Below are 26,275 nucleotides of genomic sequence, written 5' to 3'. Positions count from 1 at the left end.
CCTATCAGGTGGGCGGGGCCCGGCGGAAGATGTCGCGGAACACGCCCGGCGTCAGGATCGAGAGCGGGTTGACCGAGACCTGCGGATCCGCCGCCGGGCCGGTCAACCGGTAGGTGAAGCCGAAGAGCCCCTCGTCGCGCCGCGCAAACAGCGCGCCGAACAGCCCGTTCACCAGGTAGATCGGCGAGATTACGCCCTGCATGTCCATCCGCTTGGCGGCGAGGTCGAACACCCCGTCGGCGGTGATCGACATCGACGGCCCGACGGCACTGGCCCGACGCACGACGATGTCGCTGGGCCGCAGGGTGAAATCGCTCTCGACGGTCTGGAAGACGAGACCTTCGCCGCCTAGCTGCTCGAGGATGCCCACGACCGACAGCGCCTGCAGGAGCGAGGCCAGCGCGGGCGCGTCGCGGACCCGCAGGTCGCTGCCGCGCAGCGCGCCGGCATAGACGCCCGTCTGACCCGTGGGCCGCAGCGTCATCGTCAGCGCGCCGCCGCGGGCATCCTGGAAGAGCCCCGCCGAGCGCAGCACGCCGCCGCCGTCGCCGGTGCGGATCTGCACGGCGCTGCCATCCCCCTGCGGCGCCAGCACGCCCTCGACCGGCGTGCCGCCATTGACGCGGGCGGTGAACTCGCCCGCCCCGCCGCGCAGCCGCGCCCGCATATCGGTGAGCGCGATGCCTTCGGTCACCTGCAGCCGGTCCAGCACGATCTCGAGCGGCGCGGGATCGCCGCCGCCCCCGCCTCCGGTGGAGAGCAGCGCGCGCCGCAGGTCGGCCGCGCCGCCCCGGATGGCGACCGCGGGCGACCGGCCCGCGCCGCGCCCCGTCAGGACCAGCGGCCCGGTAAAGAACCCGGTCCGAACCCGGTCGAACGCCGCCCGCTCGAGCCCGCCGCCTTGGCGCAGGACGATGCGGCCCGCGGCCTCCAGCCCCGGCGCGTCGAGCGCGATGCGCGTCACCTCGGGCGTGGCGCCCAGCGTGGCCTCCAGCGCGAATTCCGCCGCACGGCCGGCGGGCTTCGACCAGGCGATGGCCGGCAGTCCCACCGAAAGCCCCGAAAGATCCGACCGCAGGCTCAGCTGCGGCGGCGCGCCCCGCGGAAGCGCGACCTCGACCTGCGCCGCGGTCGCGCCGTCCAGCGCGATCGCGCCCACCGAGATGCCGAGCCGCGCCAGGCCCTCGGGCGTCAGCGTCGCGCGCCCGGCCAGCCGTCCGGGCTCCGGCAGGGGCTGCGGCGGAGGCGGCGGCGCGTTCGGGTCGATCGCGTCTTCGGAGGGCGGCGGCAGCACCTGCCACCAGCGCCCGTCGAAGGGCACCCCGTCCAGCGTCGCCTGGCCCGTGATCTCGACCAGCCCCGGGACGGCGCGCAGCGCCAGCGCCTCGGCGGCGAGGCTGCGGTTCGGGACCAGCGTGGTGCTTTCGACGCCGGTCAGGCGGGCCGCGACCTCGTAGACGATATCGGCCGGCGCGTTGCCGGGCCGCAGCGGCAGCGACACCGAGACGGTCGCCGTCGCCGCCCCCGAAACCAGGTCGCGCGTCCGGTCCAGCCGCGACAGCAGCCGGAAGGGGCGGTTGTCCATCAGGTCCAGAACGTCCCCCATCGCGCCCGCGGCCACCAGCGACAGCTCGCCCCGCGGCGGGCGCTGGCGGGCGTCGGGGATGACGAAGCGCGTGCCGGCGAGGTCGATGCGCCCGGGTGCCACGCCTTCGGGCGTCGACGGGCCCCGGCCCGGCACGGTGCCCGCGTCCAGCCGGATCGAGAAGCGGTCGCCGTCGAGCTGCGCCGCGCCGGCCGCGCCCTCGCCCGGCGGCATGAAGCGCATGTAGCGGAAGGTGCCGTCGGCGAAGGTGAAGCTGCCCAGCACCTCGGGCGCGGCGCCGGGCGCCAGCCGCAACGCCGCGACCACGTCCCGCGCCGTGCCGCCCAGCAGGTTCGTGTCGAACCAGCGCTGTGCCTGCGGCTGCACCTCGCGCGGCCAGAGCGCCTTGAGATCCTCGACCGGCATCTGCGGCACCGCGACGCGCAGCGCGCCCTCCAGCCCCTCGGGCCGGAAGCGCAGCCGGCCGGAGGCCCGCGCCGTGGCCGAGGGGCCGGTGACCATCGCCTGCCCGACCCGCAGCGCCAGCGGCGCCTGGGTCAGCCGCGCCTCGATCAGGCCTTCGTCGAAGGCCACGCGGCGGTCGAACATGCCCTCGGGGTCGAAGACCGTCTCGCCGAGCCGGAGCTGCACCTGCACTGGACCGACCAGCCCGTCCTCGAGCAGGATCTGCCCCGTCGCCGCGAGCGCCAGGTCATCGGAGGAGGCCGCGACCTCTTCGAGCGCGATCCGGCCCGAGCCGGGCTGCCAGGCGAAGCCGAGCCGCGCGCGGTCCAGCGCGAAGCGGGGCCGGCCGGTGAGCTGGGCCTCCGACAGCTGGACCTGGCCGCGCAGCGGGCCGGGCACGCCGTCCTCGGACAGGGTCATGGCCGCGCTGGTCGATAGGGTGCCACGGCCCAGCGACAGGGCAGGCACGTTCGGCAGCGCCTCGGCCAAGCGGCCGACCGGCAGCCCGACCAACGCGAAGCGCGCCATCGCCCCCTCGCCCGGCACCCGCCGCTCCAGCGTCGCGGTGAGCCGCGCCGCGCCCCCGCCGGAGAGCGGCAGCTCGGTCACCAGGTCCAGCGCGGCCGCCTGCCCGGCCCGGCGCATCACCAGCGAGCCGTTCTCGATCTGCTGGGAAAGCCCGGTGACGGCATCCGACAGGTCCAGCCGGACGCCGTCGATGCGCAGCTCGTCCAGCGCGGCCACGGCGGGCGCGGACAAGACCGCGTCGATGCTCTCCAACGCGCCGGCCCAGCTGTCGGGCAAGCCGCCGCCGCCCCCGCCGAGCCCGAGGTTGAGCCGGCCCTCCGCGTCGCGGGCCACGCGCAGCGACAGCCCCTCGACCCCGATCCGGGTGGGGCGCAGCCGGCCCGCGGCCAGCGCCCGCGCGTCCAGTTCGACCCGCGCGTCGGGCAGGCGCAGCAGCGTCGCACCGTCGCGCGCGAGTTCCGCCCCGCGCAGCCGCAGCCCGAGCGCCAGAGCCCCAGTGTCGAAATCGAGCGAAACGCCGCCCAGCGTCAGCGCGGTCGGCGCCAGCCCCGCGCCCAGCCGCGCCTCGGCCCGCGCCACAACCCAGGCCGGCAGATCGACCGGCCCGCGGGTCAGCCGCCAGCCCGCGGTGGCCAGCGCGGCGACCAGCAGGACCAGCACGACCCCCGTCGCCCGGCGAAGCGGACGGCGGCGGCGGGGGGGCGTCAGGTCATCTGTCATGGGCGGCTCGCAGGATCGCGCCATCTTGACCATCGGGGGGACGGGTTCCAAGTCCTCTCGCGACAACCGACAGGAGAGTGCCATGCCCGACATCCAGCCCGGCCAGGAGGCCCCCGACTTCACCCTGCCCACCAATGGCGGCGGCGAGGTCAGTCTGCGCGACATGCGCGGCAAGCAGGTGGTGCTGTATTTCTACCCGCGCGACGACACGCCGGGCTGCACCAAGGAGGCGATCGCCTTCACCGAGCATCTCGACGCCTTCCGCGAGGCGGGCGCGGAGATCGTCGGCATCTCGAAGGATACCGTCGCCAAGCACGACAAGTTCGCCGCCAAGCACGAGCTGGGCGTGACGCTGGCCTCGGACGCGGAAGGCTCGGTCTGCGAGGATTACGGCGTCTGGGTCGAGAAGAACATGTACGGCAAGAAGAGCATGGGGATCGAACGCGCGACCTTCCTGATCGCGGCCGACGGGACGGTGAAGCAGGTCTGGCGCAAGGTGAAGGTGCCCGGCCATGCGGAGGCGGTGCTGGAAGCCGCGCGCGCGTGACGCCGCTGGCGCAGATGGCAGTGGAGGTGCTGACCACCGCCGATGCGCGCGCCAAGACCGCGCTCAGCCGCCGCTACGCCGCCGCCTGGCAGGCCGCGCGAGCCGAGGGCGCCCTGCCCGAGATCGGCACGGCCGATCCGCCCGACCGTCCCGCCCGGCCCGCGCGGCCGGAGCTGAAGCACCCGCGCGACGTGCCGCGCCGCAAGCCCGGCACGCCCGAGGGGCGGATCGCGCTGCTGCATGCCGTGGCGCATATCGAGCTGAACGCCGTCGACCTGCATTGGGACGTGATCGCGCGGTTCGCCCATGTGCCCATGCCACCGGGATTCTTCGACGACTGGGTGCGCGCCGCCGACGAGGAATCGAAGCATTGGGGCCTGATGGCGGAATGCCTCGAGGCGGCCGGGTCGCATTACGGCGCGCTGGCCGCGCATGCCGGCATGTGGCGCGCCGCCGAGGAGACGGCGGGCGACCTATTGGCCCGGTTGGCCGTGGTGCCGATGGTGCTGGAGGCGCGCGGGCTCGACGTGACGCCGGGCATGATCGAGATCTTCCGCAAGGCCGGGGCCGACGACGCCGTTGCCGCGCTGGAGACGATCTATGCCGAGGAGGTGAGCCATGTCGCCTACGGCTCGAAATGGTTTCACTTCTTGTGCGGGCGCCACGATCTCGATCCCAAGGACGTGTTCCACGATCTGGTCCGGCGCTATTTCCACGGCCCCCTCAAGCCGCCCTTCAACGAGGAGAAGCGCGCCGAGGCCGGCCTGCCGCCCGATTTCTACTGGCCGCTGAGCGAGACGGGCTGACCGCGCCGATGCGTTACGGCGCGGCGCCGAACCGGCGGGTTTCTGCCACTTCGGGCGCCGGAAGGGCTGCGACGCCGTGCCGTGGTTGCGGCAATGCAACAGCGTGAATAGAAAACCGCGAAATGCGCATCGGGAAAACCGATCCAGGGGAACGGAACACGCCGCCGCCGCAACAGCGGCCCGGCGCCACAGACGGGGGAGACGGGAGTGAAGCAACGCCTGTCCGATAGACTGAACGCGCGTCTCGAACGCCATTTGCCCGAACAACGCCTCTTCCTGAAATCCGACGACGGAACCCGCTTCGTACGAATGCGGCCCGTGACGCAGTTCGCGATCCTGGGCGGCGGCGCGCTGGCGCTGGGCTGGATGGTCGTGGTGACCTCCTTCTTCCTGATCGGGGCCGTCACCTCGGGCTCGACCCGCGACCAGGCCGAGCGCGCGCAGCTGGCCTACGAGACCAGGCTGCAGGCGCTCTCGGACGAGCGCGACGCGCGCACCCGCGAGGCCGAGCAGGCGTTGGAGCGCTTCTATGCCGCGCTCGAGGAAGTCTCGAAGATGCAGGGCGAGCTTCTGGAGAGCGAGCAGCGCGTGCGCGAGCTCGAGACCGGGATCGAGGTCATCCAGCGCACGCTGCGCCGCACCGTGGCCGAGCGCGACGCCGCCCGCGCCGAGACCGAGGCCGCCCTGGCCCGGCTGGACAACGCACCCGAGGCCGCCGCCCGCGCCGAACGGCTGGCCGCCGACGCGCAGGCCACCGCCTCGGCGCTGGCCGAGGTGCTGGACGCCACGGCGCTGGAGCGCGACGAGGCGGTCGTCGTGGCCCGCGGCGCCGATGCCGAGATCGACCGGATGGAGGCGATGGCCGAGCTGGTCGCCGACCGCAACGACCGCATCTTCGCGCGGCTCGAGGAAGCCGTGCAGGTTTCGCTGGAGCCGCTGGAGAAAGTCTTCGAGCGCTCCGGCATCTCGCCCGATGCGATCCTCGACACGGTGCGCCGCGGCTATTCCGGCCAGGGCGGCCCGCTGGAGCCGCTGGTCCTGTCGACGCGCGGCGAGCCCGCGAGCGAGGACCTGGACACGCAGCGCGCCAACCGGCTGCTCAACCGGCTGGAGGAGGTCGAACTCTACCGCATCGCCGCCGAGAGCCTGCCGCTGGCGCATCCCGTCCCGGGCCCGCATCGCCGCACCTCGGGCTTCGGGCCGCGCTGGGGCCGGATGCATTCGGGGATGGATTTCGCCGGGCCGCGCGGATCGGAGATTCGCGCGACGGCGGAAGGCGTGGTCACCCATGCCGGCTGGCTCTCGGGCTACGGCAAGCTGGTGAAGATCCGGCATCCGCTGGGTTTCGAGACGCGCTATGCGCATCTTAACTCCATATCCGTGCGGACCGGCCAAAGGGTCTCGCGCGGGGAACGCATCGGTGGTATGGGGACCACCGGACGCTCGACCGGCGTGCATCTGCACTACGAGATCCGCCGCGGCGGGCAAGCCCTGAACCCAGTCACCTTCATAAACGCAGGTCAGGATGTTTTCTAAATCCAAGCTGAACCAGCCCGGCGGCGACGCCGAAAAGCCCAACGCGCCGCAAGGCGGAACCGCGCCGGCGGCGCCGCCCTCCAAGCCTGCCGGGCTCGAGCTCGGGGCCGGATCGCAGGCGATGAAGCCCAAGGTCCCGCCCTCCTCGCTCTCGGCCGATCTGGTCGTGAAGGGCGATCTGAAGACCTCCGGCGACATCCAGATCGAGGGTGAGGTCGAGGGCAACATCCAGGCCCATCTGCTGACCGTCGGCGAAGGCGCCACCGTCCGCGGCGAGGTGATCGCCGACGACATCGTCGTCAACGGCCGCGTCGTCGGCCGCGTGCGCGGCCTGAAGGTGCGCCTGACTTCGACCGCCCGGGTCGAGGGCGACATCATCCACAAGACCATCGCCATCGAGAGCGGCGCGCATTTCGAAGGCGCGGTGCAGCGGCAGGACGACCCGCTGGGCCAGGCCGGCAAGCCCCGGTCGCCGCAGGCGCAGGCGCAGGCCGCCTCCGCCAGCGGCCAGTCGGCCCCGGCCAAGCCCGAGCCCAGCAAGTCCTGATCCGGACATGAGCGACGACATGCGGACCCCGCCCCTTCCGAGGGGCGGGGTTTCGCGTCTTCCGGGGCTGGAGGGCCGCATCCCCGACGGCACGCGCGCGGCCGTCGTGCTGACCACGATCGGCTCGCTCGGCGATCTCTATCCGGTGCTGTCGCTCGCCCGCGCGCTGGAGGTACTGGGCGTCGAAGCGCGGCTCGCGCTCTCGCCCGAGGATTGCGACATGGCGCGGCGCTGGGGGCTCCTGGCGACGCCCGTCGGGCCCAGCCAAGCGGAGGTCTGCGCCGCGCTTGGGGTGACCCGCGACGAGGTGGCGGCGCAGATCCTGCACGATCCGGGGCCGCTGATCTCGAAGGTGGCGATCCCGATGCTGCCCGAGATGGTCGAGGCGCTGCGCCCGCTCTGCGTCGATGCGGCGGCGGTGACGGGCACGACCTTCGCGCTGAACGCGCCGCTGGCCGCCGAGCTGGCGGGCAAGCCCTATGTCCCGCTGACCCTGCAGCCCATGCTCACTCTCTCGGCGCTGGACCCGCCCCGGGCGCGCGGCTTCGGGCTGGCCGTGCGTGCGCCGCAAGGGGCCGTGGCGCGGGCCTGGAACCGCGCGCTGATGACGGCCGGGCGCGGGGTCCTGACATTGCGCCACCGGCGCGGGCTGAACCGGGTGCGCGCTGGGATGGGCCTGCCGCGCTTCGACGGCACGCCGCTTCTGGACCATGCGGGCGATGTGCCGCTGCGGCTCGGCCACTGGTCGGAGCGCTTCGCGCCCCTGCCCGCCGACGCCCATCCGGACCTGCGCCTGACCGGCTTTCCGCCCCCGCCCGTGGGCGATCTGCCCGACGCGCTGGCGGCGTTTCTCGATGCCGGGCCCGCGCCGCTGGTGGTGACGCTGGGCAGCATCGCCCAGGGGCTGAACGGACCGGATTTCTGGCAGGAGGCGGTGGCGATGGCGCGCGCCATGGGCCTGCGCGCGGTGCTGCTGCATGGCGCGGCGGAGGTACCGGGCGGCCCCGACCTCATGGCCCTGCCCTACGCGCCGCACGCGCCGCTCTTCCCGCGCGCGGCGGCGATCCTGCACCATGGCGGCATGGGCACCAGCGCCGAGGCGCTGCGATCGGGGCGGCCACAACTGGTGGTGCCGGTGGGCGGTGATCAGCCCGACAACGCGGCGCGGCTGGCCGATCTGGGCGTGGCCGTCACGCTGTCGCGGAAGAATTTCGATGCCGAGGCCGGCGAGGCGGCGCTGACCGGGTTGCTCAGCCGGTTCGACTATCCCGGAGCGGCCGAACTGGGCGAGGAGATCGCCGCCGAGGACGGCGCGGCCACGGGCGCCGCGCTGATCGCGGGGATCATGCGCCTGCCGCAGCGCGAGGGACTGCGCGTGGTGTGACGGGTGTCAGGCGTAGATCGTCCGGCCCGGGCCGTCACTCGGCCACGGCATCCGCCCGGCTCTTGCCGCTGGCGTTGGAGGCCAGGACCGACGCCATGATCGCGTCGAGATCGCCGTCCAGCACGCCCGACGTGTCCGAGGTCTCGTAGCCTGTCCGCAGGTCCTTCACCATCTGGTATGGCTGCAGCACGTAGGAGCGGATCTGGTTGCCCCAGCCGGCATCGCCCTTGGCCTCGTGCGCGGCGTTGATCTCGGCGTTCCGGCGGTCCAGCTCCATCTGGTAGAGGCGCGATTTCAGCGCCTTCATCGCGATATCGCGGTTCTGGTGCTGCGACTTCTCGGACGAGGTGACCACGATGCCGGTCGGGATATGCGTGATGCGCACCGCCGAGTCGGTGGTGTTCACGTGCTGGCCGCCCGCGCCCGAGCTGCGATAGGTGTCGATGCGGATCTCGTTCGGGGCCACGTCGATATCGATATTGTCGTCGACGACCGGGTAGACCCAGACCGAGGCGAAGCTCGTCTCGCGCGTGCCCTTGCCGAAGGGCGAGATGCGCACCAGCCGGTGCACGCCCGACTCCGACTTGAGCCAGCCATAGGCGTTCTTGCCGCTGATCTTGTAGGAGGCCGACTTGATCCCGGCCTCGCCGCCCATCTCCTGCGCCTGAAGCTCGACGTCGAAGCCGCGCTTGTTGGCCCAGCGGACATACATGCGCTGCAGCATCTCGGCCCAGTCGCAGGCCTCGGTGCCGCCGGCGCCTGCGTTGATCTCGAGGAAGGTGTCGTTGCCGTCCGCCTCGCCGTCGAGCAGCGCCTCGAGCTCCTTCTCCGCGGCCTTGTCGACGAGGCGCGCGATGGCGGCCTCGGCCTCGGCGACGACCTCGGTGTCGTCCTCGGCCTCGCCCAGCTCGATCATCTCGACATTGTCGCTGGTGTCGCGCTCCAGCGTCGTGATGCTCTCCATCGCGTCCATCAGGCCTTGCCGGTCGCGCATCAGCTTCTGCGCGCGCGCCGGATCGTCCCACAGCGTGGGATCCTCGATCATCGCGTTGAATTCTTCCAGCCGGTGGGGCGCGGTTTCCCAGTCGAGGCGCCGCTTGAGCAGCGCGATCGACTTGCCGATCGCCTCGACGTTGTTCTGGACTTCTGCGCGCATGATGCCTCCGCGGGTTTGGGCCGGAGGTAACCCCTGCGCGGGCGGGCGACAAGGTGCGCGGGGGCCGCGCCCTAGTAGAGCCCGCCCGAACTGAGCGACCCGAAGGTGGCGCGTTCCGGCACGACCACGGTGCGGCCCGTCGAGGTCTGGACCTGCGTGCTGCCGCCGCCCTCCTCCTCGCCCTCGCCGCGCCCGAAGAGCGGCAGATCGCCCGCCATGGCGAAGCCACCATCGATGATCAGCCCGCTGCCCAGGCCCGAGAACGGATCCTCGCCGTCGCGGAAATACTCGGCCACGACATGCTCGCCAGTGCTGCTCTCGGGCAGGACCGCGCCGCTGTAGCGGTCGATCTTCACGAAATGCCCGCCCTCCGGCACCTCGAAGGGACCGCCGCCGTATTTCTCGATCGCCTCCTCCATGAAGGCCTGGAAGACCGGGCCGCACATGCCGCCGCCCGATGCGCCGGACCCCATGCTGCGGGGCCGGTCGTAGCCGATGTAGCAGCCGGCGACGATCTGGCTGGAGAAGCCGATGAACCATACGTCCTTGGAGTCGTTCGTCGTGCCCGTCTTGCCGGCGATCGGAACCGGCAGGTTGACGGTGCGCGAGGCGGTGCCCCGCTCGACCACGCCGGTCATCATCGAGGTCAGCTGATAGGCCGTGATCGGATCCATCACCCGCTCGCGGTTCGACACGATGCGCGGCCCGAAGCCGTCGGTCAGCGAGGCGAACTGCTCGCAATCGGCGCAGTCGCGCTTGTCGTGCTGGTAGACCGTGCGGCCGTAGCGGTCCTGGATGCGGTCGACCAGCGTCGGCTCCACCCGCTCGCCGCCATTGGCGAACATCGCGTAGGCGGCGACCATCTTGTAGAGCGTCGATTCCTGCGAGCCGAGCGAGTTGGCCAGAAGCCGATCCATCCGGTCATAGACCCCGAAGCGCTCCGCGTAGCTGCCCACGACGCCCATGCCGACATCCTGCGCCAGGCGGACGGTCATCAGGTTCCGCGACCGCTCGATCCCGGTGCGCAGCGGCGAGGGGCCGTAGAACCGGTTCGACGCGTTGGTCGGGCGCCAGATCTCGCCGTTGCCCTGGTCGATCTCGATGGGCGCATCCACGACGATGGTGTTGGGCTGATAGCCCGAGTCGAGCGCTGCGGCGTAGACGAAGGGCTTGAAGCTGGATCCGGGCTGCCGCGTCGCCTGGGTGGCGCGGTTGAAGACCGAGTGCTGGTAGCTGAAGCCGCCCTGCATCGCGATCACACGGCCCGTGTTGACGTCCATCGCCATGAAGCCGCCCTGCACTTCGGGCACCTGGCGCAGGGTCCAGCCCGCATCGCCCTCGGTCCGGCGGGTATGGACCACGTCGCCGGGCTCGAAATTCTCGAAGAAGTCGCCGCGCATCCAGGAAATGTCGTCGCGCGGGATCGCGACGGTGCCGTCCACGTCCTCGACCCCGAGGGTCAGGCTCTGCTCGGCCACGTCGAGCACCACGGCGGGGTGCCAGCGTCCGCCGAGGTCGATGTCGCGGGCCACGTCGGCGCCGCTCAGCGCGTCGCGCCAGGCGGCCTCCTCGGCCAGCGTCTCGGCCGGGAGCGTCTTGCCGGTGCCGCGCCAGATACCGCGGCTGCGGTCGAAGCTCTCCAGCGCGTCACGCAGCGCGCGCGCGGCGACGGATTGCATCTCGGCATCGACGGTGGCGCGGACGGTGAAGCCTTGCGTGAAGAATTCCTCCTCGCCGAAATCGCGGGTCAACTGGCGGCGGATCTCGTCGGTGAAATAGTCGCGCGGCGGCAGCTGCGCGCGGAAGGGCGGGTAATGGCCCGACTGCACCGTCAGAAGCGGCGCGAGCTGCGCGCGCTCCATCTCGGCGCGGGTGATGTAGCCGTTCTCCCACATCTCGCGCAGCACGAAGTTGCGCCGGTCGATCGCGCGCTCGACCTGGCGGACGGGGTGATAATCCGAGGGCGCCTTGGGCAGGATCGCCAGGTAAGCGGCCTCCTCCAGCGTCAGGTCGGCCAGCGGCTTGTTGAAATAGGTCTGCGCGGCGGCGGCCACGCCGTAGCTGTTCTGCCCGAGAAAGATCTCGTTCATGTAAAGCTCGAGAATGTCCTCCTTCGACAGCGTCTCCTCGATGCGCGAGGCGAGGATGATCTCCTTCACCTTGCGCTCGGCGGAGCGGTCCGAGGACAGAAGGAAGTTCTTCATCACCTGCTGCGTGATCGTCGAGGCGCCGCGCAGCCGCCCGCCGCGGGCCGCGGTCACGGCGGCGGCGACCATGCCCATCGGGTCGTAGCCCGCGTGGCGGTAGAAGTTCTTGTCCTCCGCCGAGATGAAGGCCTGCTTGACCAGATCCGGGATCTCGTCAGCGGGGGCGAAGAGGCGCCGCTCCTGCGCGAACTCGTCCATCAGGCGACCCTCGCCGGAATAGATCCGGCTGATCGTGGGCGGCGTGTAGGAGGCAAGCTGTTCGTGGTTGGGCAGGTCGCGGCCATACATCCACAGGATCGCGCCCACCGTCAGCGCGGCCGCGATGATGCCAAGCGTCACCGCCGAGAACACCGCGCCGACCGTCGCCAGAACGAACATGAAAAGCCCGTTCAGCGCGCGCCACGCCCAGCCGCCGGTCGCCTTCATCACGTTGACTGCCATGTCGGAATTCCCTGCCATTCGGGCCCCGTATACGCGCGGGCCCGGGCCGGGTCAAAGCGCGCCGGGGCCTGCGGGCAGGTCCCCGCGCAGCGATGACGCGGCGTCCGCATCACATGGGCGTGAGGGTCGCGCGGGCCTAGCGGCGCAGGCGCAGGGCCTCGGCGGCATCGGCCACGGCCCAGGCCTCGATCCCGCGGGCGATCGCGGTCGCCATGCGCGCGCGCCAGTCGGGCGAGAGCAGGTTCTGCAGATCGCCCTCGTCGGACATGAAGCCCAGTTCTAGCAGGACCGACGGGATATCGGGCGCCTTAAGCACGGTGAATTCCGCCCCGAGCCGCGGGCGCGTGTGCAGATTGAGCCCCGCGGCGCCGATCCCCGCGACCAGCGCGTCGGCCAGGGCGTCGGCGCGGGGCGCGGTCTCGGCGCGGGCGAGGTCGATCAGGACCTGCGCGATCTCGTCGCCGCGATCCTCCAGCTCGACGCCCAAGAGCAGATCGCCCCGCCCCTGCCGCGCGGCCAGTTCGGCCGCGATGCCCTCGCCGGTCTCGGCGTCGAGCGTGTAGACGCTGGCGCCATCCGCGCCGCCGCCGTCCAGCGCGTCGGCATGGAGCGAGATCATCAGGTCGGCCCCCGCCGCCCGCGCGACGGCGGAGCGCCCGCGCAGACCCACGAACTCGTCGCTCTCGCGCGTCAGGACCACGACATGCCCCTCGCGGCGCAGCACCTCGGCCAGCTCGCGCGCGAAGCGGAGCATCAGCACCGCCTCGGTCGTGCCGCCGCGCTCCGCGCCCGGGTCGATGCCGCCATGCCCGGGGTCGAGCGCCACGACCAGCGGGCGGTCGCCGGTCTGGCGGGGACGCGCGGGGGTTTCGACGGCCTGCGGCACGCGATCCCAGCCGCGCTCGATCAGCGGGCCGGGCGCGCCCTCGCCCGCCTCGGCGCGCACGTGGATGATCGCACCGATCTCGCCCGTCTCCATCCAGGCCCGGTCGATCCGCGCGGGCCCGTCCAGCGACAGCACCAGCCGCGACCAGCCCGGCGCGACGCGGCCGGTGGCCACGCCCTCGGTGGCGGGCAGCCCGGACCAGTCGATCTCGGACGTGTCGAGGATCAGCCGCCAGGGCGCGTCCTTCAGGAAGACCCGCCAGGGCACCGGCTGGCTGAGCGCGATCTCCAGCGCCGCGCCGCGCCGGCCTGCCTCGATCTCGGCGGCGGTGACCTGCGCGCGGGCGGTGAAATCCTGCGCCTGCGCCGGCAGCGCGAGCGCGACGGCCAGCAGGGTCGCGCGAAGCAGAGGGATCATCGCCGCCCCATGAACCGCTCCAGCCGGACCAGCCCCTCGGCGATGTCGGCCGTGGCGCGCGCGTAGCTGAAGCGCAGCGTCCCGGCCCCGCGCCCGGGGTCGAAATCCAGCCCCGGCGTGACCGCGACCCCAGCCTCGTCGAGAATCCGGGCGGCGAAGCCGAGGCTGTCATCGGTCAGGCCCGAGACATCGGCGTAGACGTAGAACGCCCCGTCCGGCGGCGCGATCCGGTCGAAGCCCGCGCGGGGCAGGCCGTCCAGCATCAGGCGGCGGTTCTCGGCATAGATTTCGAGATTGGCGCGCAGCTCGGCCTCGGCATCCATGGCGTGCAGCGCGGCCACCTGGCTGGCATGGGGTGCGCAGATGAACATGTTCTGCGCCAGCCGCTCGATGGTGCGGATATGGGCCTCGGGCACGACCATCCAGCCGATCCGCCAGCCGGTCATGCTGAAATATTTCGAGAAGGAGTTGATGACGTAGACGTCGTCCGACACCTCAAGCGCGCTGACGGCGCGGCCCTCGTACTGGATGCCGTGATAGATCTCGTCGCTGACGAAGGCCGTCCCGTTCGCCGCGCAGGCCGCGATCAGCGCGGCGAGCGCGGGCTTGTCGAGCATCGTGCCCGTGGGATTGGCCGGCGAGGCGACGATCAGCCCGGCGAGGTCGGGCGGCAATTCACGCGCGACCGGCTGGAAGCGGTTCTCGGCCTGCGTCTCGATGCCGACCGCCTCCAGCGACAGCGCGCGCAGAATCTGCCGGTAGGAGGGATAGCCCGGCAGCCCAAGCCCCACCTTCTCGCCCGCGTCGAACAGCGCGGTGAAGGCCAAGAGGAACGCCGCCGACGAGCCGGCGGTCACCACCACGCGCTCGGGGTCGAGCTCGAGGCCGTACCAGTCGCGGTAGAGCCGTGCGATCCGGGCGCGCAGCTCGGGCAGGCCCAGCGCGACGGTATAGCCCAGCGGCCCCGCCTGCATCGCCGCCACCAGCCCATCGCGCGCGGCCTGGGGGGCGGGCGTGCCGGGCTGACCCACTTCCATGTGGATGATCGAGCGGCCCGCCGCTTCCGCCCGGCGCGCGCGTTCCATCACGTCCATCACGATGAACGGGTCGACCTGGCTGCGGTCCGAGACCCGGACCGACACCTGACTTGCGCCCGACATGCGCCTCTCCATACTGCCCGGGCCGAGCAATGGCCCGCGCGCCGGGGGCGCGTCAATGCGGCCCGCCGCCATGCCGAGGGAGACGCCGATGATCCGCCTGCTTTCCGCGACGCTGGTCCTGGCCTGGACGCTGGCGATGGCCGCCCTGCCCGCCCGCGCGCAGGGACTGATCCGCGACGCGGAGATCGAATACGCGCTGCGCCAGGTCGCGGCGCCGATCTTCCGCGCGGCCGGCCTGCCCGCTTCCACCCGCATCTACCTGATCGACGACGACCAGATGAACGCCTTCGTCGGCGATGCCCGGTCGATTTTCATCCATTCAGGCCTGCTGATGCGGCTGGAGACGGTGGACCAGGTGCAGGCCGTGCTGGCGCACGAGGCCGCGCATATCGTCAACGGCCACCTGACGCGGCGCCCGGCGGCGGCGCGTTCGGCGGCGAATGTCGCGAAGATGGGCCTCCTGCTGGGCGCGGCGGCGGCGGCGGCCGCGGGCCCGCGCGCGGGCTTCGGGCTCGCGGTCGGCACGGCCTCGTCGGCGCAGCGCAGCCTCTTCGCGCATACCCGCGCCGAGGAAAGCAGCGCCGACCAATCCTCGCTACGCTTCATGGCGGCGGCCGGGGCCGATCCGAACGCGGCACTCGAGGTTCTGGAGATCTTCCGCGGCCAGGAGCTTCTGTCGGTGGGCCGGCAGGACCCCTATGCCCGCACCCACCCGCTGACCCGCGACCGGCTGCGCGCGGTCGAGGGCTTCGCCGCGGCCTATCCGGCACAGCCGCGACCGCCCGGGGCGGTGGATTACTGGCACGCCCGGGCGCGCGGCAAGCTGTCGGCCTTCCTGCGGGCGCCGCGCTGGACGCTGAGCCGGGTGCGCGGCGCGCAGGACGAGGTGGCGGTCCTGCGCCGCGCCATCGCGCATCACCGGCAGGCCGATGCGGCCCGCGCGCTGGCGGGGATCGACAGCCTGATCCGCGCGCGCGGATCCGACCCTTATTACCACGAGCTGAAGGGCCAGTTCCTGCTGGAAAGCGGCCGGGCCGGCGCGGCGGTCGCGAGCTATGCCCGCGCCGCCGAACTGGCCCCGCGCGAGGGCTTGATCCAGGCCGGGCTGGGCCGCGCGTTGATGGCGACGGGCCGCTTCTCGGAGGCGCTGCCGGTGCTGGAGCGGGCGCGCTCCCGCGATCCTTTCGATCCCCGGATGCTGCGCGACCTCGCGACCGCCCATGCGCGGCTCGGCCAGCCCGGCCTCGCCTCGGTGGCGGCGGCGGAGCGCTACGCCGTGCTGGGCCGGATGGAGGATGCCGGGATCCATGCCGAGCGCGCCTCGGCGCAATTGCCGCGCGGCTCGGCGGGCTGGCTCAGGGCGCAGGACATCCTCGCCGTCGCCCCCCGGCGCTGAGCGCGCGCCGGGGCCTCTCTGAAACGACGAACGCCGGCCCATGAGGGGGCCGGCGTCCGGGATCGTCAGGGCGCTGTCAGGTGCCGAAGGACCACCAACCGCGCCGCTTGGGCTTGGCCTCGCCCTCCTCGGCGGCGGTCTCCGCCTCCGGTTCGGGCGCGGGCTGAGGCTCCGGCTCAGGCTCCGGCTCGGGCGCCGCCTCCGCCGCGGCGTCGGCCGCCTCCTGCACCGGCTCGGAGGGCGCGGGCGCCTTGGCGCGGACGCGTGTCTTGCGCTTCGGCTTCTGCGCGGCCTCGGGAGCCGCCGGGGCCTCCGCCTCGGCGGGCGCCGCCTCGGCTACGGGCGCATCCACGGCCTCGGCCATCTCGGGCTGCGCCTCGGACGGGCTCTCGACCTCGGGCGCGGGCGCCTTCTTCCGCGAGCGGCTGCGCGAGCGGGATTTCGGCTTCTCGCCCTCCTCGGCCTGCGGCACGTCGGGCGCGTCGGCCTGCGTGGTCTCGGGCACGGCGTCCTGCGGCGGCATCTCGGGTGCGGCGACCTCGTCCGGCCGGGGCTCGCCCGCCTCGGAGGCGGCCTGGCCCTGATCGGCGCTTTCGCCCGCCTCGGCATTGCCGTTCTCGTCGCCCTTCTTGCGACGCCGCGAACGGCGGCGGCGCTTCTTCTTGCCGCTACCTTCACCATTTTCGCCGTTTTCGCCGGACTCGGACCGGCCGCGGCCCCGGGCCTCGCCCTCGTCGCGGTCGTCGGACGCCTCCTCGGCCTCCGCCTCGACGATATCGTCCTCGTCCTCGTCCTCTTCGGGCGTCCAGGAGGTGTCCATCCCGACCACGGTCGCCGCCGGTTTCGGCACGACCCGCGTGGCGGTCTTGAACTTCTCCATGTGGAAGTCGGGCGCCACCAGCGACGGGTCGGCGGTCACGCGGACGGCCATGTCGTAGCGCGCCTCGATCTGCGCCAGATGCTCGCGCTTCTCGTTCATCAGGTAGTTGCAGATATCGACCGGCAGCTTGAGCAGCACCTCGCGCGACCGCTTGCGCGTCCCCTCCTCCTCAAGCGCGCGCAAAATGCCGAGCGCGACCGAATCGTCGGACCGGATCAGCCCCGTGCCCTGGCAATGCGGGCAGGCCTGCGTCGTGGCCTCCAGCATGCCCGGCCGCAGCCGCTGGCGCGACATCTCCAGAAGGCCGAAGCCCGAGATGCGGCCGACCTGGATGCGGGCGCGGTCGTGCTTGAGCGCGTCCTTCAGCCGCTTCTCGACGGCGGCGTTGTTCTTGCGCTCGTCCATGTCGATGAAGTCGATGACGATCAGCCCCGCGAGATCGCGCAGCTTGGCCTGGCGGGCGACCTCCTCGGCGGCCTCCAGGTTGGTCTTGACCGCGGTGTCCTCGATCGAGCCTTCCTTCGTCGACTTGCCCGAGTTCACGTCGATGGCGACCAGCGCCTCGGTGATGCCGATGACGATGTAGCCGCCCGATTTCAGCTGGACGGTCGGGTTGAACATCCCCGCGAGGTAGGATTCGACCCCGTATTTCGCGAAGAGCGGCAGCCCGCCGCCGTCATGCAGCTTCACGTTCTTGGCGTGGGAGGGCATGATCAGCTTCATGTAGGCCTTGGCCTCGCGGTAGCCGGCCTCGCCGTCCACGATCACCTCGTCGATGTCGCGGCTGTAATAGTCGCGGATCGAGCGGTGGATCAGGTTGCCTTCCTCGTAGATCGGCGCGGGCGCGATGGATTTGAGCGTGAGCTCGCGCACCTGCTCCCATTGCCGCTGGAGGTATTCGTAGTCGCGCTTGATCTCGGTCTTGGTGCGCTTGGCGCCCGCCGTGCGCACGATCAGGCCCGCGCCCTGCGGCACGTCGATCTCGGAGGCGATCTCCTTGAGCTTCTTGCGATCGGCCGCATTGGTGATCTTGCGGCTGATCCCGCCGCCCCGCGCCGTGTTCGGCATCAGCACGCAGTAACGGCCCGCGAGGCTGAGATAGGTGGTCAGCGCGGCGCCCTTGTTGCCGCGCTCCTCCTTGACGACCTGCACGAGCATGATCTGGCGGACCTTCACGACCTCCTGGATCTTGTACTTGCGCGGGCGCGGCTTGCGCGCCGGGCGGATCTCCTCAGGCTCGTCGTCATCGGCGACGGTCTCGACGCTGTCATCCTTCTCGTCGGCAGCCTTCTTGTGCCCGCGCGAGCGGGACCGGCTGCGCGACTTGCGCTTGGGCTTCTCGTCGCTGTCGTCGGAGCCTTCCACCGCCGCGTCGGTTGCCGCGTCGGAGTCCTCCCCGGCATCGTCGGCCGCGTCGGCATCGACGGTTTCCATGCCCTTGGGGTCGGGGCGGGCCTCGGCCTGCGACGCGCCGTCCTCGTCGGTGGTCTCGGGGGCCGGATCGGCATCCGGCTGGGCCTCCGCCTCGGAGGCGCCTTCGGCGGGCTCCGGTGCGTCGTCCTCGCCGCGGGTCTCGTCCTCGAGGCCCGCGCTCTCCGCGATCGTCCGGTTCGGGCCGTCCGTGGCATCCGCCTCGGGCGCATCCGCCTCGGACCCTTCTTCCGGAGCCGCGCTTTCGGCGGCCTCGGACAGTTCGGGACCGGTGCCGGTCACGACGGCCGGGCCTTCCTCGGCCTCCTCCGCAGCCACAGCCTCGGCGGCGGGCGCCTCGCCCTCATCGCCGTTCGACCCGGCGTCGTCCGCTTGGCGCTCGTCACCCGTGTCGGCCTTCTTGCGCGACCGGGACCGGCTGCGCGAGCGGCTGCGGGACTTCTTGGGCGCCTCCTCGGCCGCGGCCTCGGGCGCCTCGTCGATGCTGTCCTCGTCGGACTCGTCCTCTCCGCGCGCGGCGCGTGCCTTGTCATCCGCGGCCTCGTCGGCGGCGGCCTGCGCCTCGGCATAGGCGCGCTCCTCGGCCAGGATCGCGTCGCGATCGGCCTTGGGGATCTGGTAGTAATCGGGATGGATTTCCGAGAAGGCGAGGAAGCCGTGCCGGTTTCCGCCGTAATCGACGAAGGCGGCCTGGAGCGACGGCTCCACCCGAGTGACCTTCGCCAGATAGATGTTGCCCGCAAGCTGCCGCTTGTTCAGGCTCTCGAAGTCAAACTCCTCGACCTTGTTCCCGTCTGCCACCACGACCCGGGTCTCCTCCGGGTGGGTGGCGTCGATCAGCATTTTCTTCGCCATTGTGCTTTCCGCAGGTCACGTGACCACGCCCCCCGGGGGGGCCAGCCTTCGTGCCTGTCTAGATGGGGCGAGCGCAGTCAGCAGCGCTTCGGTGCGGGCTTGCCGCATCCGGTTCGTCGCTGTCTCGACCTGCGTCATCGCGGCTCTCATTCCGACCCGTGCGCCGGGGCTTGGCCTCCGGGCGCGGATCCGCTTAAAGGCCCGGACCTCGGGTCGCGGGCGTCTCTCCGTCCGCGGACTTGGGCCGCGCGGACGCAAACTTTCCCCGATGCGCGGGCCGAATCGAGGCGCCGATGATGCACGGGAAAGAATCTCAACCGGTCCCTACGCCCGAGCGTCCGGGGGCAGGACCGTGTCACCTATCTGTGACAAATGGCGCGCGGTTGCAATGGCGGATACGGGCGGCGGCGGGGATCAGGCCGCCAGCTCCAGGATCAGGGGGCGGTGATCCGACAGCACCGGCGTGGCCGGAACGGCAAAGCCCCGAACGCGGCCGGAATCCGAGACGAGACAGTAATTCGCATGCCGCTCGGGCTTGGTGTAAAGGCGTGTGCGCGTATCCGCGTGGCCCCGCCCGGTCACCAGATCGACCAGCCCTTCGGCGCGCAGGGCCGCGAAGGTCGCGCTGTCCGGCCGAAGGTTCAGGTCCCCCGCGACGACGCGACAGGCCCCGCCCGCGTCGAAGGCCCGAAGATGGGCGACGAGCGCGGCCGTCTGCGCCGCGCGTTCCGGCGTATCGCCCTTGCCCCGCGGATCGCGCAGGCCGTGCAAATGCGTGACCGCGACCGGGCGGCCCGCGCCCTCGACTCGCAGCGACTGCACCGCCCGGGGCACCGGCTCGGACCCCCAGCCCTCGGCGCGAAACGCCCCGTGGACGAAGCCCTGCAGGCGGGCGGTCACGGCGAGACCCGGCGCGACCCAGGCGGCGATGCCATGCTCGGAGCGGTGCATCCGGCCGTCCGCATCCCGCAACGGCCCCCGCGCCGCCGGTGCGAAGGCGGCCTGCCAGCCGGCCAGCCGCGCCGAGACATCGCCGAACAGATCCGCGCGCTGATCGAGGTGGCGATAGGCGTCGCCATAGACCAGCCAGTCCGGCCCCGGTTCCAGCCGGCGCGTGACCTCCTGCAGGCAAAGCATGTCGAACTCGGCGCGTTCGACCCAATCCGACAAGGCGTCCCAGACCGCGCCGCCCCAGGCGTTCAGACTGACGACGCGCATCCCGCGCTCAGAGGTAGTTCGACCGGCTCAGCCCGTATTTCGCCATCTTCTCGTTCAGGGTCCGGCGGGGGAGCGACAACTCCTCCATCACGCCCGCGATCGAGCCGCGATGCCGGCGCATCGTGTTGTCGATCAGCATCCGCTCGAAGGCCTCGACATATTCCTTGAGCGGCTTGCCTTCGGTCGTGACCTGCACCGTCTCGCCCTGCTCCTGCGTGTCCGACATCAGGAGCGAAGAGATCGAGCCGGTGCCGCGGCGCTGCTGCAGGACCGCGCGCTCGGCGAGGTTGATGAGCTGGCGCACGTTGCCCGGCCAGGGCGCCTGCAAGAGCTGCGCGGCCTCCTGCGCGGAAAGCTGGGGCGGGGTGGCGCCGTATTCCTCGCCGAAGCTCTCGGCGAAATGGGTGAACAGCGTCAGCACGTCCTCGCCGCGATTGCGCAGCGGCGGCAGAACCAGTTTCATCGCGGCGAGGCGATAGAACAGGTCGGGCCGCAGCGAGTCCTCGAGGGTCTTCTCGGGATCCGAGCCGTTGTGGATCGCCACAATGCGCGTCTCGGCCGGCGTGCCTTGGTCGTTGATGAAGGTCAGAAGCCGCGCCTGCAGGGCAAGCGGCAGCGCCTCGATATCCTCGAGCACCAGCGTGCCGCCGCGGGCCTCCTCCACCAGGGGCAGACCGCCCTCGGTGACGGGGCCGAACAGCTTGGCGCCCAGCTCCTCCTCGCCCAGCGCCGCGCAGGAGGTCAGCGCGAAGGTCTTGCCCTGCCGCGGCCCGACCGCGTGCAGCGCGTGGGCCACGAGGGTCTTGCCGGTGCCCGTCTCGCCGTCGATCAACACATGCGTGTCGGCCTGGCCCAGGTCGAGGATGTCCTCGCGCAGCCGCTCCATCGCGGGGCTCGTCCCGATCAGCTTGCGCATCAGGACCGTGCCGTCCGACAGCTCGCGGCGCAGCGCGCGGTTATCGAGCGTCAGCTTGCGCGCCTGGCTGGCGCGGCGGGCGAGTTCGGTCAGCCGGTCGGGATTGAACGGCTTCTCCATGAAGTCGTAGGCGCCCAGCTGCATCGCCTCGACGGCCATCGGCACGTCGCCATGACCGGTGATCATGATGACCGGAAGGCCGCTATCGGCGCTCATCAGCCGCTTGAGGAAGACCATGCCGTCCATGCCGGGCATGCGGATGTCGCTGATCACCACGCCCGGGTAGTCGGGCCCGATCTTCTTGAGCGCCTCCTCGGCGGAGCCATAGGTCTCGGTCGCGAATCCCGACAGGGCCAGCCACTGGCTGATCGACTGCCGCATGTCCTGCTCGTCATCGACGATCGCGATCCTGGTCTGTTCGGCCATGAGGCCTCCTTTGGTCAGCGGCGGCTATCGCCTCGCTCCCTGATATCTACGTGGCCTGCCGCATGTGCAAAGCCCCGCGGCGCGGGGCGGCCCGGAGGAGCGAAAGGGCGCGCATGGGCCCGGCGCGGGCGGTGCCGGCGGCGGCGGTCATTCCGCCGCTTCGATCGCCCCGCGGTCGCCCTTTCCTTCGCCCAGCGCCGGCAGGCGCACCTCGAAGACGGCCCCGCCGGACTGCCCGTTGCGCGCCGTCAGCCGCCCGCCCAGATCGGCCACGATCCCCGAGGAAATCGCGAGGCCCAGCCCCACCCCCTCGCCCGGCTTCTTGGTGGTGAAGAACGGCTCGAAGAGCTGGTCTGGATCGTCGAGGCCATGGCCCGTGTCTCGAACCGCCAGCACGACCTCGTCGCCCACGGTCAGCAGGATGTCGAGTTCGCGGCTCGTCTGCCCCTTCATCGCGTCCAGCGCGTTGCGCACGAGGTTGATGATGACCTGCTCGAGCCGAAGCCGATCGGCCAGGACCGGCGCGGGATGATCCGGCAGATGCTGGCTCAGCCGCACCTTCTCCTGCCGAAGCTGCGGCTCCATCAGTGTCAGGGCCGAGGATACGGCGTCGCGGACGTCGACGCGCTCGAAGGCCTCGCCGCCCTTGCGGGCATAGGACTTCAGCTGCCGCGTGATCGCGCCCATCCGCTCGATCAGGTCGTCGATGCGCTGGAAGGAGGACAGCGCCTCGTCGGCGCGCCGCCGCTGCAGCAGAAGCCGCGCGCCGGCGAGATAGGTCTTCATCGCCGCGAGCGGCTGGTTGAGCTCGTGGCTGACCGCCGCCGACATCTCGCCCAGCGCCGCCAGTTTCGAGCTCTGCGCAAGGCTCTGCTCGGTCTCCTTGAGCTCCTCCTGCACGCGTTTGCGTTCCGCGACCTCGCGGGTCAGCCGGTCGTTCAGGCGGCGCAACTCGACCGACTCACGCTGGAACAGCAGCGAGCGCAGCTGCGAACGGCGGTTGAGCAGGTAGAAGCCCAGCGCCAGCAGGAGCGCGAAGCCCATGATGATCAGCGCCAGCACGCCGTTGACCCGTTCGCGCACCGATTCGTAGCTCGTGAAGCTGACCAGCCGCCAGCCGCGGAACGGCACCCGCGTCTCGAGTTGCATCAGCGAGGCGCCGGTGAAGAACCCTTCCTCGATATCCGGGCCGAAGGCGCCGGCGGAGGCCAGCGCGCGTTGCAGCGCGGAGGGCACCGAGGTCGCCTCCAGCGCTTCGGACAGCGGCTTGCCGCGCCAGCGCGGCTCGGTCGAGAGGATGACACTGCCGCCCGCGTCGGTCACCGCAACGGCCGCCGTGGTCCCGCGCCAGCGGCTCTCGAACTGGGCGAGGTCGACCTCGACCTGCAGCACGCCCAGCTGGCGGGGCCCGTCCTGGACGGTGCGGCTGAAGCTGGCCTCGAAGATTCCCGCCTCGTTGGGCGCGAGCGTGAAGACCGTGTCGGTGGTGTCCACGGCCTCGGTGAAGAAGGGCGTCGCGCCGTAATCGGTGCCCAGCTCCTTGCGGTCGGTCGCGGCGACGACCCGGCCGTCCATGTCGAGAAGGCGGATCGAGGCCGCGCCGATCTCGTCGACATAGGAGATGAGGCGCTGCGAGCTGGCCGAATAGTCGCGCGCATTGAGCGCCGCGATCAGCGTCGGGTCGCGCGCCAGCAGCAGCGGCACGACCGAGTTGCGCTGCAGCTCCGACAGGATCGCCCCGGCATAGAGCGACTGGCGCAGCTCGGCGCGCTGCCGTGTCGTCTCGACCAGCCGTTCGGTCAGCAGGGTGTTGGCGACCCAGATGGCGGCCAGCGCGGCCATCAGGACCAGCACGATGACGATGCGGACGGTCCAGCTGAGCCCGGGCATCACCCGTTCGCCGGGCACCGCGGGGTCGAGATTGTCGTGACGAGGGCGCCGGAACATTCCCCTGCCCTACACCTTCGGGGGCGGTCCGCTCAAGCGTGGCGCCCCGCGATGGGCGGGCCGCCGCGCGACGGGACCCGGACCACGGTCACGCCGCGACGAGCGCCTCGGCCAGTCCGCGGAACAGCGCGGCGCCGTCGGTGCCGCCATGGGCGGGCTCGCAGGCGCGCTCGGGATGGGGCATCATGCCCAGCACCCGGCGGTTGGGCGACAGGATGCCGGCGATGTCGTCCATCGCCCCGTTGGGCGTGTCGGCGTAGCGAAAGGCCACCAGCCCCTCGCCCGTCAGCCGCGCCAGGGTCTCGGGATCGGCGGTGTAGTTGCCGTCGTGATGGGCGATCGGGATGTCAATGATCTGGCCGGGCGCGTAGTTGCGGGTGAAGGCGCTCTCGGTCTCCTCAACGCGAAGCTGGACGGTGCGGCAGATATATTTGATCTGCGCGTTGCGCAGTAGCGCGCCCGGCAGCATCCCCGCCTCGGTCAGGATCTGGAAGCCGTTGCAGGGCGCGAAGACATAGCCGCCGCGGTCGGCATGCGCCTTCATCGCCGCCGCGACGGGCGAGCGCGCGGCGATCGCGCCGCAGCGCAGGTAGTCGCCGTAGGAAAACCCGCCCGGCACGCCCAGCACATCCGTGCCCTCGGGCAGTGCGGTTTCCTTGTGCCAGACCATCTGCGTCTCGAAGCCCGCGAGGCGGAAGGCCTCGGCCAGGTCGCGGTCGCAATTCGAGCCGGGGAAGACGAGGATGGCGGCTTTCATGGGCGGCTCCCGTAGGGCGGTGGCGATGGCCGCGCTGTCCCATATTTCGGGGCGGAGTTCCAGCGCGCGTTGGCGCGGGGCGCCCGGGAGAAACCCGATGGCCGGTCACCGATGGGAGCGCTGCCGGGGGGCGCCTAATCGGGCGGCGTGATCTCCAGCTCGACGGCGGCGTACCAGTCCGATACGGCGCGGATCTCCGCGTCGCTCATCCCGGCGGCGATCTCGGACATGATCGCGTGCTCGCGCTTGCCCATCCGGAACGCCTTGAGCTGGGTGTCGATGTAGATCGTCACCTCCCCGGCGAGGTTCGGCGCATCCAGAAGCACCGAGATACCGTCGGCGCCGTGACAGGACACGCAGGCCGCAGGGGCTTCGTCCTCGGACACGCCGGCCGGCAGCGTGGCCGTCGCGCGATGGGACGCATACCAGGCCGCGACATCCGAGATCTGCTGGGCGCTCAGGCCGGCGGTCACGATGGTCATCATCTCGTGTTCGCGGGCGCCGGTCTTGAAGGCCATGAGTTGCGCCTCGAGATAGTCCTTCGGTTCGCCGCCGATATGCGGGGCGATCGGGATCTGCGCGTAGCCGTCGAGCCCGTGGCAGGTGCGGCACATATTCGCCACCTTGCGCCCCTCGGCCGGATCGTCCGCCGCGGCCGGGCTGACCCCGGCGAGCGCAAGCCCGCCGAGGATCGTGATGGTCGCCAGCCTCATTCGGTGGCGGTCGGGTTGTAGGCGATGCGCCAGATGGCCCCGGCGAAGTCGTCGGAGACCAGCATCGAGCCGTCGGGCAGGAAGGCCACGTCCATCGGACGGCCGCGATACTCACCCGTCTCCTCGTTGAGCCAGCCTTCGGCGAAGACCTCGGCGCCCGCAGCGTTGCCTTCCTCGTCGAGCGCGGTGAACATCACCCGCGCGCCGACCGGCGTCGTGCGGTTCCACGACCCGTGCTGCGCCCAGAAGATGCCGCCCCGATACTCCTCCGGGAAGCTGGAGCCGCGGTAGAAGCTCATCCCGAGATCGGCCGCGTGGGCGGTGAGTTCGAGCTGCGGTTCGACGAAGCTCACGCCCTCGGGCCGGGGCACGTCCTTGTATTCGGGGATCTCGACCCGCGAATTCGTCCAGGGAAAGCCGAAATGCTGGCCGGCCGCGGTCTGGCGGTTCAGCTCGCCCGGCGGGATGTCGTCGCCCATGCCGTCGACCTGGTTGTCGGTCCACCAGAGCTCGCCCGTGGCCGGGTTGAAGTCGTGACCCACCGAATTGCGGACCCCGCGGGTATAGACCTCGCGGCCCGACCCGTCGCGCTCCATCCGGATGATGCCGCCGATGCCCAGCTCGTCGTACAGCTCGACCTTCTCGACCGGCTGGACGTTGTGGGGCTGGCCCAGCGAGATGTAGAGCATGTTGTCGGGCCCGACCCGGCAGACGCGCGCCGAGTGGTTGAAGCTTTCCTCCTCGGGCGGGATCAGCTGTCCTTGCGGCACGATCTCGGCCACGGCTGGGTCCGGTCCCTCGAAGAAGAACTCGGCCGCCGGGAACATCAGGACACGGTTGCGCTCGGCGATGAACAGGAAGCCGTCGGGCGAGAAACAGGGGCCGTTCGGGATGTCGAAGGTGATCGAGGGTGCGAAATCCTTGACCTCGTCGGCGACGCGGTTGCGGTCGCGGTCGACGACCGACCAGACCTTTTCCTTGCGGGTGCCGACGAAGGTGACCGTGCCCTGCGGTGCCACCGCCATGGAGCGCGCGTCGGGGACGACGGCGTAGAGACTGACCTCGAAGCCCTCGGGCACTTCGATATGCTGCACGATCTCCCGCAGCGCTTCGGCGCGTTCGTCGTCCTGGGCGACGAAGGTGAATTGCGCATCCGTCGCCTGCATGTTGGTCAGCTTTTCCAGGTTGTCCTGGGCCACGGCCGGCGCAGCCAGAACGGTGCTCGCGAGGAACCCCGCGATAAGACCTCTTCCAATCATTTCGATCCTCCCATTTTCCGAAGTCGCGCGGCGTGGGGATGCCGTTGCGTCTTCAAAAGGCAGGATAATCCCGATTCGCGGGATCGGACGGG

General features: G+C 71.4%; 18 protein-coding genes. 6 read left to right on the top strand and 12 right to left on the bottom strand.

Annotated features, from left to right (window positions below):
* Nucleotides 1-4: 4 nt before the first annotated feature.
* Nucleotides 5-3,298, bottom strand: coding sequence for an AsmA-like C-terminal region-containing protein (locus tag P8627_RS14430; RefSeq protein WP_279964936.1), 3,294 nt, complete (start codon nt 3,296-3,298; stop codon nt 5-7).
* Nucleotides 3,299-3,380: 82 nt separating this feature from the next.
* On the opposite strand from P8627_RS14430, the gene bcp reads away from it, so the two are divergent.
* From bcp to P8627_RS14405, 5 genes are all read left to right on the top strand, one after another.
* Complete coding sequence (gene bcp / locus P8627_RS14425; protein WP_279964935.1) at nt 3,381-3,845, top strand: thioredoxin-dependent thiol peroxidase; 465 nt, start codon at nt 3,381-3,383, stop codon at nt 3,843-3,845.
* Nucleotides 3,846-3,859: 14 nt separating this feature from the next.
* The gene (locus tag P8627_RS14420) at nt 3,860-4,651 is read left to right on the top strand and encodes a ferritin-like domain-containing protein (protein WP_407932986.1); all 792 of its coding nucleotides are present in this window, start codon (nt 3,860-3,862) and stop codon (nt 4,649-4,651) included.
* Nucleotides 4,652-4,858: 207 nt separating this feature from the next.
* Nucleotides 4,859-6,187 carry a M23 family metallopeptidase gene (locus P8627_RS14415; RefSeq protein ID WP_279964932.1) on the top strand — a complete coding sequence of 443 codons (1,329 nt, stop codon included), beginning with the start codon at nt 4,859-4,861 and terminating at the stop codon, nt 6,185-6,187.
* Nucleotides 6,177-6,734 (top strand): bactofilin family protein, encoded by a 558-nt coding sequence (locus tag P8627_RS14410; RefSeq protein WP_279964931.1) that lies wholly within the window; start codon nt 6,177-6,179, stop codon nt 6,732-6,734. Before P8627_RS14415 ends, P8627_RS14410 begins: the two co-directional genes overlap by 11 nt.
* A 7-nt stretch (nt 6,735-6,741) precedes the next feature.
* Nucleotides 6,742-8,118, top strand: a complete 1,377-nt coding sequence (locus P8627_RS14405; protein WP_279964928.1) for a glycosyltransferase — start codon at nt 6,742-6,744, stop codon at nt 8,116-8,118.
* A gap of 34 nt (nt 8,119-8,152) precedes the next feature.
* Here the strand turns inward: P8627_RS14405 and prfB are convergent, their stop codons facing one another.
* The 4 genes from prfB to P8627_RS14385 form a co-directional block, all read right to left on the bottom strand.
* Complete coding sequence (gene prfB / locus P8627_RS14400; RefSeq protein ID WP_279964927.1) at nt 8,153-9,274, bottom strand: peptide chain release factor 2; 1,122 nt, start codon at nt 9,272-9,274, stop codon at nt 8,153-8,155.
* A 71-nt stretch (nt 9,275-9,345) separates the two neighbouring features.
* A complete protein-coding gene (locus P8627_RS14395) occupies nt 9,346-11,859 on the bottom strand; it encodes a penicillin-binding protein 1A (protein WP_279967479.1) in 2,514 nt (837 codons plus the stop codon).
* 199 nt (nt 11,860-12,058) lie between these two features.
* Nucleotides 12,059-13,225: an N-acetylmuramoyl-L-alanine amidase family protein gene (locus P8627_RS14390; RefSeq protein ID WP_279964926.1), complete on the bottom strand. Its 1,167-nt coding sequence runs from the start codon at nt 13,223-13,225 to the stop codon at nt 12,059-12,061.
* Nucleotides 13,222-14,385 carry a pyridoxal phosphate-dependent aminotransferase gene (locus P8627_RS14385; protein WP_279964925.1) on the bottom strand — a complete coding sequence of 388 codons (1,164 nt, stop codon included), beginning with the start codon at nt 14,383-14,385 and terminating at the stop codon, nt 13,222-13,224. The genes P8627_RS14390 and P8627_RS14385 overlap by 4 nt, the downstream gene beginning before the upstream one ends.
* Before the next feature lie 88 nt (nt 14,386-14,473).
* On the opposite strand from P8627_RS14385, the gene P8627_RS14380 reads away from it, so the two are divergent.
* Nucleotides 14,474-15,781 carry a M48 family metalloprotease gene (locus P8627_RS14380; RefSeq protein ID WP_279964924.1) on the top strand — a complete coding sequence of 436 codons (1,308 nt, stop codon included), beginning with the start codon at nt 14,474-14,476 and terminating at the stop codon, nt 15,779-15,781.
* Between the two features lie 76 nt (nt 15,782-15,857).
* Here P8627_RS14380 and P8627_RS14375 read toward each other — a convergent pair whose 3' ends face one another.
* From P8627_RS14375 to P8627_RS14345, 7 genes are all read right to left on the bottom strand, one after another.
* Nucleotides 15,858-18,947, bottom strand: coding sequence for an Rne/Rng family ribonuclease (locus P8627_RS14375; protein WP_279964923.1), 3,090 nt, complete (start codon nt 18,945-18,947; stop codon nt 15,858-15,860).
* A 414-nt stretch (nt 18,948-19,361) separates the two neighbouring features.
* Entirely contained in the window at nt 19,362-20,165 is an 804-nt protein-coding gene (locus P8627_RS14370; protein WP_279964922.1) for an endonuclease/exonuclease/phosphatase family protein, read from the bottom strand.
* A 7-nt stretch (nt 20,166-20,172) separates the two neighbouring features.
* Nucleotides 20,173-21,507, bottom strand: coding sequence for a sigma-54-dependent transcriptional regulator (locus P8627_RS14365; protein WP_279964921.1), 1,335 nt, complete (start codon nt 21,505-21,507; stop codon nt 20,173-20,175).
* Between the two features lie 147 nt (nt 21,508-21,654).
* Complete coding sequence (locus tag P8627_RS14360) at nt 21,655-23,454, bottom strand: sensor histidine kinase (protein ID WP_407932948.1); 1,800 nt, start codon at nt 23,452-23,454, stop codon at nt 21,655-21,657.
* An 88-nt stretch (nt 23,455-23,542) separates the two neighbouring features.
* Entirely contained in the window at nt 23,543-24,211 is a 669-nt protein-coding gene (gene purQ, locus P8627_RS14355; protein ID WP_279964920.1) for a phosphoribosylformylglycinamidine synthase subunit PurQ, read from the bottom strand.
* Between the two features lie 134 nt (nt 24,212-24,345).
* Nucleotides 24,346-24,924, bottom strand: coding sequence for a c-type cytochrome (locus P8627_RS14350; protein WP_279964919.1), 579 nt, complete (start codon nt 24,922-24,924; stop codon nt 24,346-24,348).
* Nucleotides 24,921-26,090: a PQQ-dependent sugar dehydrogenase gene (locus tag P8627_RS14345; RefSeq protein WP_279967475.1), complete on the bottom strand. Its 1,170-nt coding sequence runs from the start codon at nt 26,088-26,090 to the stop codon at nt 24,921-24,923. The genes P8627_RS14350 and P8627_RS14345 overlap by 4 nt, the downstream gene beginning before the upstream one ends.
* Nucleotides 26,091-26,275: the final 185 nt, after the last annotated feature.

The organism is Jannaschia sp. GRR-S6-38 (genome assembly GCF_029853695.1).
Taxonomy (GTDB): Bacteria; Pseudomonadota; Alphaproteobacteria; order Rhodobacterales; family Rhodobacteraceae; genus Jannaschia; species Jannaschia ovalis.
This window is presented reverse-complemented; position numbering and strand designations above follow the sequence as displayed.

Coding starts and splice junctions, on each gene's coding strand:
- P8627_RS14430 (WP_279964936.1), bottom strand. CDS start 3,298: ATGACAGATGACCTGACGCCCCCCCGCCGCCGCCGTCCGCTTCGCCGG.
- bcp (WP_279964935.1), top strand. CDS start 3,381: ATGCCCGACATCCAGCCCGGCCAGGAGGCCCCCGACTTCACCCTGCCC.
- P8627_RS14420 (WP_407932986.1), top strand. CDS start 3,860: ATGGCAGTGGAGGTGCTGACCACCGCCGATGCGCGCGCCAAGACCGCG.
- P8627_RS14410 (WP_279964931.1), top strand. CDS start 6,177: ATGTTTTCTAAATCCAAGCTGAACCAGCCCGGCGGCGACGCCGAAAAG.
- P8627_RS14405 (WP_279964928.1), top strand. CDS start 6,742: ATGAGCGACGACATGCGGACCCCGCCCCTTCCGAGGGGCGGGGTTTCG.
- prfB (WP_279964927.1), bottom strand. CDS start 9,274: ATGCGCGCAGAAGTCCAGAACAACGTCGAGGCGATCGGCAAGTCGATC.
- P8627_RS14395 (WP_279967479.1), bottom strand. CDS start 11,859: ATGTTCGTTCTGGCGACGGTCGGCGCGGTGTTCTCGGCGGTGACGCTT.
- P8627_RS14390 (WP_279964926.1), bottom strand. CDS start 13,225: ATGATCCCTCTGCTTCGCGCGACCCTGCTGGCCGTCGCGCTCGCGCTG.
- P8627_RS14385 (WP_279964925.1), bottom strand. CDS start 14,385: ATGTCGGGCGCAAGTCAGGTGTCGGTCCGGGTCTCGGACCGCAGCCAG.
- P8627_RS14380 (WP_279964924.1), top strand. CDS start 14,474: ATGATCCGCCTGCTTTCCGCGACGCTGGTCCTGGCCTGGACGCTGGCG.
- P8627_RS14375 (WP_279964923.1), bottom strand. CDS start 18,947: ATGGCGAAGAAAATGCTGATCGACGCCACCCACCCGGAGGAGACCCGG.
- P8627_RS14370 (WP_279964922.1), bottom strand. CDS start 20,165: ATGCGCGTCGTCAGTCTGAACGCCTGGGGCGGCGCGGTCTGGGACGCC.
- P8627_RS14365 (WP_279964921.1), bottom strand. CDS start 21,507: ATGGCCGAACAGACCAGGATCGCGATCGTCGATGACGAGCAGGACATG.
- P8627_RS14360 (WP_407932948.1), bottom strand. CDS start 23,454: ATGTTCCGGCGCCCTCGTCACGACAATCTCGACCCCGCGGTGCCCGGC.
- purQ (WP_279964920.1), bottom strand. CDS start 24,211: ATGAAAGCCGCCATCCTCGTCTTCCCCGGCTCGAATTGCGACCGCGAC.
- P8627_RS14350 (WP_279964919.1), bottom strand. CDS start 24,924: ATGAGGCTGGCGACCATCACGATCCTCGGCGGGCTTGCGCTCGCCGGG.
- P8627_RS14345 (WP_279967475.1), bottom strand. CDS start 26,090: ATGCAGGCGACGGATGCGCAATTCACCTTCGTCGCCCAGGACGACGAA.